The sequence below is a fragment of the uncultured Gilvimarinus sp. genome, from assembly GCF_963975215.1.
Lineage (GTDB): Bacteria > Pseudomonadota > Gammaproteobacteria > Pseudomonadales > Cellvibrionaceae > Gilvimarinus.
In genome coordinates this window covers 1-13,324 of record NZ_CAXBFW010000027.1, presented here as the reverse complement: position 1 = coordinate 13,324, position 13,324 = coordinate 1, and the positions used below count along the sequence as shown (strand labels likewise).

Sequence of the window (13,324 nt, the reverse complement as noted above, 5' to 3'; positions counted from 1 at the left end):
GCAAACCGGAAGCCCGGTTATAGATATCAGTAGTTAGTACACCTTTGAAGTACACATTAGTTGTATAGCTTTTAGCTCTGTAAAACAGCCGCTGTTGCACCTGAGGGTGCCACAGCGGCTGGCAACACATATTCGCCATATTATCAGCGGGAGCACCCCGCACCCCGATACCAATAGGGAATTTTCCACGGAGATCTTCATGCAGACAGACACACACTCGTCCCAAGCCTCAACCTCCAGAAGCGACGACACCAATCAAAACCTGGAGGCAACGGCGCCGGGCCAGCTGCGCGTCATTAAGCGCAACGGCACCGTGGTACCCTTTGATGCCAGTAAAATTGCTGTGGCAATGACCAAAGCATTCTTGGCTGTCGAGGGCGGCACCGCCGCGGCCTCTAGCCGCGTACACGAGACTGTGGACAACCTCACCAAGCAAATTACCGCAACCTTCAAGCGCCGCATGCCCTCGGGTGGCACCGTTCATATCGAGGACATTCAGGATCAGGCCGAGCTGGTATTAATGCGCTCGGGCGAACAAAAAGTCGCCCGCGACTATGTTCTGTACCGCGAAGAGCACGCCCGTCTGCGCGCCTCTAAGCATCCGGACGACGCTCCGGTACAACCCGATCCAGACTACCCCACTATCCAGATCACTCAGGATGATGGCACCACCGCGCCACTGGATATGATGCACATCCGCACCATCGTCTCTGAAGCGTGCGCCGGCTTAACCGACGTGGATGATAAAGCCATTCTCGATGAAGCCATGCGCAACCTGTACGACGGCGTTAGCCTCACCGACGTTAACACCTCGCTGGTGATTACCGCCCGTACCCTGGTCGAAAAAGAGCCTAACTACAGCTACGCCACCGCGCGCCTGCTGCTGGATAAACTGCGCTCTGAAGCACTGGGCTTTTTAGGCGTGGCCGAAGCCGCCACTCAGGCCGAGATGCACGACTACTACGCCCGCGCCCTGCCGGTTTACATCCGCAAAGGTGTCGAGCTCGAGCTAATCGACCCCGAGCTGTTAAACTACGACTTAGAAAAACTGGGCAAAGCCCTGCTGGCCGAGCGCGATTTGCAGTTTACCTACCTGGGCCTGCAAACCTTGTATGACCGCTACTTTATTCACAGCAACGATGTTCGCATCGAGCTGCCGCAAATTTTCTTTATGCGTGTCGCCATGGGCCTGGCCGCCGAAGAAGACAACCGCGAAGAGCGCGCCATTGAGTTTTACCGCCTGCTGAGCTCGTTCGATTACATGAGCTCTACCCCAACCCTGTTTAACGCCGGCACCCTGCGCCCGCAGCTGTCTTCTTGCTACCTGACCACGGTACCCGACAACCTGCACGGCATTTACGGCGCCATGCAAGACAACGCCATGCTGAGCAAATTTGCCGGCGGCCTGGGTAACGACTGGACCCCGGTGCGCTCACTGGGGGCCTACATCAAAGGCACCAATGGCCGCTCGCAGGGTGTTGTGCCCTTCCTTAAAGTCGCCAACGACACCGCCGTTGCCGTTAACCAAGGCGGTAAGCGTAAAGGCGCCGTGTGTGCCTACCTCGAGACCTGGCACTTAGACATCGAAGAGTTTCTGGAGCTGCGCAAAAACACCGGTGATGACCGCCGCCGCACCCACGATATGAACACCGCCAACTGGGTTCCCGACCTGTTTATGAAGCGCGTGTTTGAAGACAAAGAGTGGACCCTGTTCTCACCCAACGATGTGCCGGATTTGCACGACTTGTTTGGCAGCGCCTTTGAAGAGCGCTACACCCACTACGAGCAGCAAGCCGCCGCGGGTAAAATCAAGCCGTTCAAAACCATTCGCGCGCTCGATTTATGGCGCAAGATGCTGGGTATGCTGTTCGAAACCGGCCACCCATGGATCACTTTTAAAGACAGCTGTAACCTGCGTAGCCCGCAGCAACACGCCGGTGTCGTACACTCGTCTAACCTGTGTACCGAAATCACCCTAAACACCAAAGCCAACGAAGAAATCGCTGTGTGTAACTTGGGCTCGATTAACCTGGCGCAGCACATTGTCGACGGCAAACTGGATCAAACCAAACTGGCTCAAACGGTTAAAACTGCGATCCGTATGCTCGATAACGTCATCGACATTAACTACTACTCGGTGGACACCGCGCGCACCTCTAACCTGCGCCACCGCCCGATTGGTCTGGGCATTATGGGCTTCCAGGATGCCTTGTACGCGCAACACATTGCCTACGGCTCGCCCGAGGCCGTGGAGTTTGCCGATACTTCGATGGAAGCCATCAGCTACTACGCCATTGCCGAATCCTCTAATTTGGCAGCCGAGCGCGGCCGCTACTCAAGCTTTGAGGGCTCACTCTGGAGCCAGGGTATTTTGCCGGTCGACTCACTGGAGATTCTCGCCCGCGAGCGCGGCGCCGATTACCTGCAGGTAGATCGCACGCAACGCCTCGACTGGGACACCCTGCGCGAAACCGTTAAAACTCAAGGTATGCGTAACTCCAATGTGATGGCGATTGCACCGACGGCAACCATTGCCAACATTACCGGTGTTAGCCAATCCATCGAGCCGACTTACCAAAACCTGTACGTTAAATCGAATTTGTCCGGTGAGTTTACGGTTGTTAACCCATCATTGGTTCGCGACTTAAAAGCACTGGGGTTGTGGGACAGCGTGATGGTTAACGACCTGAAATACTACGAGGGCTCACTGCAAAAAATCGACCGCATCCCGGCCGACATTAAGCAGCTTTACGCCACCGCGTTTGAAGTCGAGCCGCGCTGGATTGTCGAAGCGGCCAGCCGCCGGCAAAAGTGGATCGATCAGGCGCAAAGCCTCAACCTGTATATCTCAGGTGCCAACGGTAAGAAGCTTGACGTAACTTATCGTATGGCGTGGTTCCAGGGCCTTAAAACCACTTACTATCTGCGCGCGCTGGCGGCGACCACCACCGAGAAGTCGACCATCAGCACCGGCTCACTCAATGCTGTGTCATCCGGCAGTGGTGCCAGCGGCCCGGCTGCGGCCAGCAGCTCGGCGGCCAGCGCCACTAGCGAAGCAAGCGCTCCACAAGCGGCGCCGGTACCACAGGCCTGCTCGCTGGACGACCCCGACTGCGAAGCTTGTCAGTAGTAGAACTCAGCTACCCCGCAACGCGGGGTAGCTTGCCACACTTTTTACCGAATACGATCAAAAGGATACCGCCACTATGTTGAGCTGGGACGATTTTAACGCTGAAGAAAACGCTCAAGCCGCGCCAAACCCGGCGGCCATGGCAAAGCCCGCCAAAGCCGAGGCCAAACCTTCCGGAGCAGCCCCCAAAACTGAGTCGGCACCAAGCACCACCGCCGAATCTACCGCCGATAACGACGCGATCCGTCAGGCCCGTGAGTCACTGGCGCAATTAGACGTTGCCCCGGGCTTAGAGGAACTGGAAATCGGCGCCCAGCGTATCGAGGTGGATGACAAGCGCATGATCAACTGCCGCGCCGACCTCAACCAACTGGTGCCCTTTAAATACGATTGGGCCTGGCAAAAGTATCTGGACGGCTGTGCCAACCACTGGATGCCGCAAGAGGTCAACATGACCGCGGACATCTCACTGTGGAAAGGCAAAGAGGGCCTGACCGAAGACGAGCGCCGCGTAGTCAAGCGCAGCCTGGGTTATTTCTCTACCGCCGACTCGTTGGTTGCCAACAACTTAGTACTGGCGCTGTACCGCCTGATTACCAACCCTGAGTGTCGCCAATACATTCTGCGCCAGGCGTTTGAAGAAGCCATTCACACCCACGCTTATCAGTACTGCATCGAGTCACTGGGCATGGACGAAGGCGAAGTGTTTAACATGTACCGCGAGCTGCCCTCGGTAGCGGCAAAAGCGGCCTGGAGCCTGAAGCACACTCAAGCACTGGGCGACCCGACCTTTACCACCGGCACCCCCGAAACAGACCAAGAGTTATTGCGCAACTTAGTGGCTTTTTATGTAGTCACTGAGGGTATCTTCTTTTACTGCGGTTTCAGCCAGATTCTGTCCATGGGCCGTCGCAACAAAATGACCGGGGTTGCCGAGCAATTTCAGTACATTTTGCGCGATGAGTCGATGCACCTTAACTTTGGCATCGACATTATCAACCAAATCAAGCTGGAAAACCCACACCTGTGGTCCGCCGAGTTCCAGCAGGAAGTCACTCAGATGATTATCGAGGGTGCCGAGCTGGAAATCGCCTATGCTCGCGACTCTATGCCACGCGGTATTTTGGGTATGAACGCGGCCATGATGGAAGAGTACCTGCACTTTATCGCCAACCGCCGTCTGGCGCAGCTGGGCCTTAAAGAGCAGTACGCCGGGGCACAAAACCCCTTCCCGTGGATGAGCGAGATCATGGATTTACGCAAAGAGAAAAACTTCTTTGAAACCCGTGTGATCGAGTATCAAACAGGCGGTGCCCTAAGCTGGGATTAACCGTTACAACCCGGGTGGCTGATCTTCACCCGGGTTTTCTTTTTTATTAAGCCGGATCCAACCATGAGTAAATCCAACCTACCCGACCCCGAAGAATTCTGTTCACCCTAAACCAGCTAGAACAAACCGCTGAAGTGATGGGACGCGTCATTAGCCGCCTAAAACGTCAAGTGACCGAGCTAACACCTGCAACGGCCCCGCCAAAGCGCCCGGATCGTGCCAAAAGCCCCGCTCCTAAGCCGCCGCGCCGCACACTGCATTAATTTAGTCTGCAACCTATAGGCACAAGGTTTTAGCAGCTGCCTCTGCCCTGCCCGGCTGTTATACTCAAACCAAAGTCTAACACTGAGCCCTAATGGTTTGAGCCTGCCCCCTAACGACATGCACGCAACACAGCGCAACCGCACTCGCCGTTGCCTGCCCGTGCAATGGCTACTCAGGTTAGCGCGGCAACTTGGCATTTTATTACTACTGCTAGCCACAACGGTCACAGCGCTACAAAACGATCAATTGCTTAAACACATGCAAAGCGAATATGGCGACGATGGCAGTGCGCTACTGCAAGCGTGGTTTCGATTACTAAGCGAGCAAACCGATCAAGCCGATCTGAATAAACTTAAGGCTGTGAACGACTTTTTTAATCGCACCATCACCTTTACCGATGATACTCTGCTGTGGCGCGAAAAAGATTATTGGGCCACCCCACTGCAAACCATGGGCGTACGTGGTGGTGACTGTGAAGACTTTAGCATTGCCAAATATATGTCACTGCTCAAGCTCGGCTTTGAGCCCGACAAACTACGCCTGATTTACGTCAAAGCAAAGCTTGGCAATCAGGCTCAGGCGCATATGGTACTCGGCTATTTTGCCAGTGCTACCGCTGAGCCTTTAATTCTGGACAACCTCAACCCCACCATATTGCCCGCACACGAGCGCCCCGATCTAACCCCGGTGTTTAGTTTTAATAGTCAGGGGCTGTGGCTCGGCGGCACCAAATCACAATCAGATCCTACCGCACGCTTATCGCGCTGGCGCGATGTGCTGCAACGCATGAGCGAAGAGGGGTTTCTCTAATGTTAATACCTATAAGCAACGGCCTTATTGGGAGTCACTATGTCGTTAATTAAGCAACTCTGGATCGGTATTATTTTAATACTGATATTGGCCATGGGGGGCAGCTTTTTTATCAGCACCTACACCGCCAAGGCGTATCTAGAGCAACAGTTACAACTCAAAAATATCGACAATGCCAATTCTCTGGCACTGTCGATAACGCAGATGCCAAAAGATCCGGTATCGCTTGAACTGCTAATTGCCGCGCAGTTCGATAGCGGACACTATCAGTATATTCGCTTTACCGACCCCGCCGGGGACGTTATCGCCGAGCGCCACTTTCAAGGCGCCATCACCGACTCGGTGCCCGAGTGGTTTAACAGCATGCTGAATATTGCACCCAAGCCCGGTCTCGCGCAGGTACAAGACGGCTGGCAGCAATATGGCACGATCGAGCTGTTAAGCCACTCTGGTTACGCCAAGCAAAAGCTGTGGCACAGCACCCAACAGCTACTGCAATGGTTATTGGTCGCAGCGCTCATTTGTGGGCTTATCGGCACCGTAATTTTACGGGTTATTACCGCCCCACTGCATCAAGCCGTCATGCAGGCCGAGGCGATCGGGCAACGCCATTTTGTGACCTCCAGCGAGCCCAAAACTCGCGAGCTACGGCGCTTGGTACGGGCGATGAACAAGTTGTCGGTTAGCGTTAAAGCCATGCTAGAAAAAGAGAGGCAAAAGTTAGAGCGCTTGCAAGCGGCATCGCAACGAGATCCGCTAACCAACCTCTCCAACCGAGAGCACTTTGTTAACTTGCTCGACAGCGCAATGCTGCGCGAAGACCACGAACAGGACATGGCGATATACTTAATACGCCTGCTGAATTTGGCAAAGTTAAACCAACAGCTAGGACGGAATAAAGTCGACCAATTGCTGACAAGCCTGGGGCACGTTCTTAATGATTGCAGCCAGAACCGAGCCGATGATTTTGCCGGTCGTCTTAATGGCACTGATTTCGCGGTGGTTTTATCGGACACACAACAGATCGAAAAAAACGCCCATCGCATCAGTGCGCACATGCTCGACAAACTGCGCGAGTTAGGTATCGATACGCAACTGGTGGGGCTGCCTCTGGCTGCAAGCTCGCTTAAAGCTGGCGAGCCCAGAGGTCAATTGCTGTCGCGCCTGGATGGTTTACTGGCACTTGCCGAGCAAAAAGGCAATCGCGGTATCGTCGTCCAAAAACCCGAGCAAGCACAGGGCTTACAGCGCAACCTGGCGGACTGGCGCTCGAGTATCGAGCAAGCTATTAATCACTCGGGTATTTTGTTGGCGGAGTTTCCGGTGCGCGATCACAACGGCGGAATCATCCACTACGAGCGTCCGGTTCGTTTAAATATCGATGGCAACTGGCAAAGCGCGGGTTATTTTGTCGGCTGGGCGCGCCGTTTAGGGTTACTCGCGCACATCGACGAACAGGTACTCAGCACAGCGCTGGCCGATATTCACGCTAAGCATTTACCCTACGCCATTAACTTTTCTGAAAGCTCGTTGTGCGACGCTCACTTCCGCTCCCGGGCCCTGGAGCTGCTAGGTCAAACTCAAGAGTTTAACCCGCACTTGTGGATTGAGTTTCCAGAGAGTTGTGCCATCCGGCAAATGCCGCAGCTAAAACAGTTTAGCCGTGCGCTGCGGGATTTGGGCTGTAAAGTCGGCCTTGAGCATGTCGGTTTAGAATTTACCCGTATTGACGAGCTGCAGGGGGTTGGGCTGGATTATCTAAAAATCGACAGCGCCATTATCCGCGATGTCGATAGCCAGAGCACCAACCATTCGTACATCCAAAGCCTGTGCCGCATCGGCCACTCATTGAGTATGACTGTGATCGCTGAAGGGGTAATCAGCGAAGCCGAGCAACACACGTTAGCCACACTCGATACAGACGGGGCGACCGGGCCAGGTATTCAATAACTCAAAGAGCGGTACGTCAAAGTGACAGGTGATCGTCATCGCTCCAGACAAAATCATCGTTTACCCGATCGCGCACCTGCCGGCGGCTGAGCAACTTTTGTTGCGCCGCCAGCGGTAGATCAGTAAAGCGAATAATCGATTTATCAATCAATAAATTAACCACGTCTTCCATAACCCGGGCCATCTGTAAGTCCGACTGCTCGAGCTTTCGCTGCGCCTCTGGTTTAGACGCATAAAGAAAGTTGGCTAGCTCGTCGGCATCATCGGCAATCGGCTCACTCACTCCGGCGATCGCCTGGTGACTAACGGCGCAAATTGCGCCGCTGTCATCGCGTTTAACAAACATAAAGGCCTCTCTGGCACCGCTATACGGTGCCGTTATCTTTGATCAATACTATTGATCGATAGACAAATGGTTATTGCTGATCAAGTACTGAATAATATCATCGCTACTGCTAAAGCCCGACAAATCAACGCCCTCGAGAGTAATGACCTGGTCAGTGGCACCCGAGTGGCTATCGTAGTCACCCTCGTACTCGCCCATCTGGCTGATATGAATCACGGTATCCGTGCCATCCGACTCGGCGTGCAGATAGTCGGTGATATGCCCCAGGCTCTCGCTTTGCAGTAAGTCGGACAAATCCAGACTATCGCCCTCAGCGGTTGAGAAGTCTACCACCACATCCACCGCTGGCGCAGTAGAGTTGTCCGAATCCCCCAGTGACCATGCAAACGTATCCGCACCGGCACCGCCCAGCAACGTATCGTTACCGGCGCCGCCGATTAGGTTATCATCGCCCGCCAAGCCGCTAAGCTGATCATTACCGGCAAGCCCGTTCAAGACATCAGCACTATCAGTACCGGTGAGTACATCGTTAGCGCTTGTTGCCGCAGCGGATTCGGCCTCGTCGCCAGATGCATCGGGCCCTACTGCCACAGCGTCTTCCGCTGCGGGCTCTTCGTCACCCGGCAGAGTTTCCTCAGCGGGCTCTTCGACTACTGTCGTGTCCGGAGTACTCACTTGCTCTGGCTCGTCGCTATTGGTTTCAACCTCTACATCCTCTGCCACAGGATCGGCCTCAGAAGCAGCCAGAGCTGAGTCATCCTCAGCGGTGTCGGCAGTACCTTGCTCGGCCAACTCAGGTTGTAAAGCGCCAGTTTCCTCCTCGTCTGCCGGCTCATCACCGGCGGCCACCGGCGGCGTATCGTCTTCAACCGCACCTTGAACTTCAGGCTCCTCTGCAATGAACGACGATGCCGCAAAAGCAGAAGAACTAAATGGTTCCGCCTCTGCAAAGTTCACAGTGGTATGGGCTACATTACTACTGCCGTTATCATCAGTCACCGCGATAGTAATATCACGCGCCGTAAAATCACTTGTCCCATTACCGTTAAAACGCACCAGCTGCAACGCCTGCTGATAATCAGCCAAGCTTGCCGGCCCCGACAATACTAATTTTCCGTCAGCGGTAAAATTGCTCGCGGTGATTCCGGCTGGCAAGGATGACGAATCAATCGATAATGTATCACCCGCCACAGCGTTTTGTAGGGTGATAATAGCACCGGAAACCCCAGCACTATTATTGCTAATGGTCACATCAGTATCGACAATCGCGACCGAACCATTACTGCTGGCCGTCGTTTGATACCCCATACCCACAGCACCGGCGCTATCGTCGGCATCGAGATCAATCGTTGGCGGCACTTCTGGCAACACTACCTCAATAGTGACGGTAGCTTGAGAGGTCGTCGTGCCATCACTAATCGTATAGGTAAATTGATCCAGCCCGGTATAGGTACCATTGGGCGTGTAAGTTACTGTGCCGTTACCGCTGATTGCCACGCTGCCATGTTGTGCGGCTCCCACATCAACCACACTCAAGCTATCGCCATCGATGTCAAAATCGTTGGCCAGTACATTCACGGTAATCGGCGTATCTTGTACCGTGGTAATACCGCCCGAGCTGTAAGCCATGTTGTTTGGCTGCCACAAATCATTACCATCTTCATCATAGAGCCCGCCCTGGAAGACATACTGCCCGCCCTGGTCCCAATAATAAACTTCAACAGTGTGGGTACCTGCGGTCAGATCAAACTCGACGGTGGTTGTGCGCGGCGAGGTAATGTAATCGGCCAAGGCGATGGCTTCACCATCAATCAGAACAATAAAGCCGTCGTCGTGACGCACAACAAACTCATACTCGCCTGACGTTTGCACATCAAACACACCACTAAAGCGCACAATAGAGTCCGTCGATGTGTCGTTGTTATAGCGCACAAAGTCATCACCCTGCGCGTCAACGCCTAACCAGCGTTCCAAATTGCCACTTCCACCAAGGTCACCCGCACCTTCGCCGTAGTGCAAGCCGGTAGAGACAAACGTCGCATCCGCCGCATGGGTGTTGGTGTAGTCAAATACCTGAGCAATAGTTTCTAAATTAGGCGTCCCATTACCTTCATGATACAACCAGAATTGCGACGCAAAACCGCCCTCTACCACCCCGGTGTCATTAACAGCCACTGGTGCGTCATTAACCCCTGCAATATCGATCTGGGCGTTAGAGGTTTCGGTTAAAGCAACACCATTTACCGAGACAGAGTATTCGATATTGATTGATGCGCTTTCACCGGCGGCCAGAAAGTCGAACGCATGCTCGCTGGTATTAATAAAACTCACAGTACCGTCAGCATTAACGGTTAACTCACCTACACGATAACCATCATTATGAGCCACTAAGAATTTCCCAGGCTCTGAGGCTGCTGTGTCTTCTAAAATACTGAACTGATCGGAGATATCCTGCTGCCCCTGCATCACCACAACGCTGTTCACATCGGTTACAACTGCATTACCGCCGGGTTCAACGTTATCGAGCAAATTAGTGCCGGTACCTGCAACCAGATCCTGATCTTCGGTAATACTCGCAACCAGCTCATCGCCATCGGAAACGTCATCATTGACGATAGTACCGGTGGCGGACTGAGCACCCACCGTAAGCTGGAATGTTTCATCCGCTTCGACTATCGAGTCCTCCGCACCCGCCACCGTTACCACAAACCCTGTCACTCCAGCAGGTACTGTAAGGGTGCCATTACCGTTATTCACGACTCCGTTGCTAAAACTTATCGAGCCATAATCATCAGTACTTGCCGAGCCGTTTTGAATGCTAAACGTGAAAGTCTGACTCGTACTTGATGCCTCCGATAAGGTAACGGAAAAACTTAAGCTTTCACCTTCTTCCGCCGCAACGTTAGCAATCGGTTGTACCGTATCATCATGAATAATTGTCAATTCAGCAGACGTTCCATCGCCATCAGCATCCGTTAGACGATACTCAAACACCTCATCAGTTGGGTCTGCAAGCTGTGTATAACTAACGCTGTAAATACTGTAGCCAGCGCTATAGTATTCTCCTGGTACAAACACCAAATACTGAAACTCGCTTGACGTGCTAATGTCAACAGTCGCCGTATTAACACCATTGCCATTAACATAGTCTGCAAAGTTTCCTGAATCGACCAGATTAAAAGACGAATCGTAGGCCTGCCACTGACCAACTATATTGTTTCCACTACCATAATCACTTAACAAAACACTGGCAGAGTTACTATTACCCTGTAAGTCAATCGCGAGCGTTTCATGCTGGCCATTATTACCCGTAGAGTTAATAACAGCACTATCCCAGCCCCAGTTTGGCCCCTGCCCACTAGCCGTATTAACGCCTATTCCTAAGGGACTGTAATCAATCGAAGCATTCGCCGCCGCTAAATTTAGCTGACCGTTAGACCTGTAGTTTTGTCCCCAGCCAAAAGCGTAAAGATTTACAGAAGTCCAATCAGCCTGATCAGTTCCGCTAACCGTTACCGCTGCACTCTGCACGTTTGATTGGTAGCTATAGTCACCATTTTGATGAATAACTAACTGGCCTTGGGCAGTATCAACCGTCCAGGTTCCTGTCGAGCTATCAAACTGGGCTGACTGATCCACCCCATTATATGTAATTGACGACAGGGTCGCGGGGGCATCACCTTGATAGTCTGCGTTGTTCCCGGGCGCGCCGCTACCAGTAATCACATTGCCCGTGACTTCACCACCAAAATTCACCGACACACTGTCGTCAACAGCGACTGGCTGTAGGTCGACAACCACTTCATTCACAACGACCGTAAAATCTTGCGCAACGGCCGCCTGATCAGCGTTAGAAGACTCCGTAGAGGTTGCAGTTACCGTCAAATCAAATTCGCCAACATAACCCGCAGGCGGCGTTACCGTGAGCGAGGTCATATCCCAACCGGTCACATCCACAGAGGTATTTGCAACCGTTGCGGTAAAGCTATTCACCCCGTCGGAGAATACCGAGCCTGCCGGAATTTGCGAAATAACCACAGCCAGTGATTCCGAGCCATCTAAATCCGTCAAAGCAGCGCTGATGTCCTGCAGCTGGATCGCCGTATCTTGCTGGCCTTCGTTTAATTGAACAGGGTAATAGCCGCCATCACCCGCGTTATTAACAAAGTCGGAGTGTTGACCGCCGGCGGCATCAATCGCGTCAATATCCGTAAACAACGTAAAGTCCGACAATGGCTGATTAGCGCCACCGTCAACAGACATCAACGCACTAATACGGCCGACGCTATCGCCGTTATAGGCGTACAGCTCAATGGAGTAATAACCACTTTCGGTTGGTGTAAAGCCCGTCGTCGTGTAGGTACCGTAATTGTTAAAACCTGATGAAAGTACTGTTGTACCGCCAATTTCGATATGCAGAGTATCGTCACGGTACCCGGTTAAGCTGTACTCATGCCCGGCCTCTAAAAACACAAAACCAGTCATACGCACCGCGCCATCGCTGGCAAGATCCACCGCCGTGGCTGAGCTGGCCCCCGAGCCAAGCTGGCTAACCGTTGCACCGCTATTGGGAGTAACAGAAGCAAGCGCCCCTTCCAGGGTATCGGCATTGGCGGCACTACTGGAATTAACATTAGGCACATTGTTAAAGCGGTCCAACGTTAAACCGTTACCCGCAGGCAAAGCGAAGTTGCTATCGGTTTCCACCGCCGTCGAGGCCAACGTTAGCGATGGGGCATCCGCATCCGCCACAACCGACACCGTCATAGTCGCAGCAGCGCTCGAGTCAACCCCGTCAGTGACGCTAAAGGTAAAGCTCGCCGCGCCTACACCATCAGCGGCACCCGCCGGCGCATTCGTTTCGGGCACGTAACGTAACCCGGCCCCATCAATAACAGCCGCATTCACCGAATCACCAGCGCTCACACCCTGCCAGCTACCGCCCGTAAACACCTGCAACTGCCCATTAGCCGGTAGCGACTCAATGACTACAGCGCTTAATGAGTCCCCGTCACCATCGGTAAACGAAAAGTCATTTGTGCTGAATACGTAAGCGGTGTCTTCAAGGGTTTGTACTGAGTTATTACCAGTAATCGGGACATCATTGCTATTATCTAAAGAGATAGTAACGCTGGCCGTATCGCCCGTCGTTACAAAATCATCATCAGAAACCACAACACTTAAAGTAAAGTCACCAAGGTCTGCGTCATCAATACTTTGGTTCAGTGTTATTTCGCCACTTTCTGCATCGATGGTAAATACACCATCGGATTGCGTACCATTGCTAAAGCGGTAGCTCAGCGTATCGCCATCTACATCTTCGGCCACAACAGTGCCCACTGATGTTCCTGCGACACTGCCCTCAGGCAAGCTGCCAAAGTCGTAACTATCAATATTCGGGGCACTGCCCGACACATCTATACCAGAAATAAACTCTGGCGCGTCTTCCGCGCCGTTGATGGTCACGGTGATGGTCTGGCTGCTGCCGTCGGTC

At 53.2% G+C, this 13,324-nt stretch carries 6 protein-coding genes; 4 read left to right on the top strand and 2 right to left on the bottom strand.

Annotated features, from left to right (window positions below):
• Positions 1 to 199: 199 nt before the first annotated feature.
• From AAC019_RS14640 to AAC019_RS14625, 4 genes are all read left to right on the top strand, one after another.
• A complete protein-coding gene (locus tag AAC019_RS14640; protein WP_339899842.1) occupies positions 200 to 3,130 on the top strand; it encodes a ribonucleoside-diphosphate reductase subunit alpha in 2,931 nt (976 codons plus the stop codon).
• Between the two features lie 76 nt (positions 3,131 to 3,206).
• Complete coding sequence (locus tag AAC019_RS14635) at positions 3,207 to 4,460, top strand: ribonucleotide-diphosphate reductase subunit beta (protein WP_339899840.1); 1,254 nt, start codon at positions 3,207 to 3,209, stop codon at positions 4,458 to 4,460.
• Positions 4,461 to 4,982: 522 nt separating this feature from the next.
• On the top strand, positions 4,983 to 5,534 hold the full coding sequence (locus tag AAC019_RS14630) for a transglutaminase-like cysteine peptidase (protein ID WP_339899838.1): 552 nt from the start codon (positions 4,983 to 4,985) through the stop codon (positions 5,532 to 5,534).
• A 39-nt stretch (positions 5,535 to 5,573) separates the two neighbouring features.
• Complete coding sequence (locus tag AAC019_RS14625; RefSeq protein WP_339899837.1) at positions 5,574 to 7,484, top strand: LapD/MoxY N-terminal periplasmic domain-containing protein; 1,911 nt, start codon at positions 5,574 to 5,576, stop codon at positions 7,482 to 7,484.
• A 16-nt stretch (positions 7,485 to 7,500) separates the two neighbouring features.
• Here the strand turns inward: AAC019_RS14625 and AAC019_RS14620 are convergent, their stop codons facing one another.
• Both AAC019_RS14620 and AAC019_RS14615 read right to left on the bottom strand, forming a co-directional pair.
• A complete protein-coding gene (locus AAC019_RS14620; RefSeq protein WP_339899836.1) occupies positions 7,501 to 7,830 on the bottom strand; it encodes a hypothetical protein in 330 nt (109 codons plus the stop codon).
• A gap of 48 nt (positions 7,831 to 7,878) precedes the next feature.
• Positions 7,879 to 13,324: Ig-like domain-containing protein (locus tag AAC019_RS14615; RefSeq protein ID WP_339899834.1), on the bottom strand; the 5,446-nt coding region annotated here is incomplete at its 5' end.

Bases quoted from the DNA above. Each gene is read 5' to 3' on its own strand.
- AAC019_RS14640 (WP_339899842.1), top strand. From the start codon at position 200: ATGCAGACAGACACACACTCGTCCCAAGCCTCAACCTCCAGAAGCGAC.
- AAC019_RS14635 (WP_339899840.1), top strand. From the start codon at position 3,207: ATGTTGAGCTGGGACGATTTTAACGCTGAAGAAAACGCTCAAGCCGCG.
- AAC019_RS14630 (WP_339899838.1), top strand. From the start codon at position 4,983: ATGCAAAGCGAATATGGCGACGATGGCAGTGCGCTACTGCAAGCGTGG.
- AAC019_RS14625 (WP_339899837.1), top strand. From the start codon at position 5,574: ATGTCGTTAATTAAGCAACTCTGGATCGGTATTATTTTAATACTGATA.
- AAC019_RS14620 (WP_339899836.1), bottom strand. From the start codon at position 7,830: ATGTTTGTTAAACGCGATGACAGCGGCGCAATTTGCGCCGTTAGTCAC.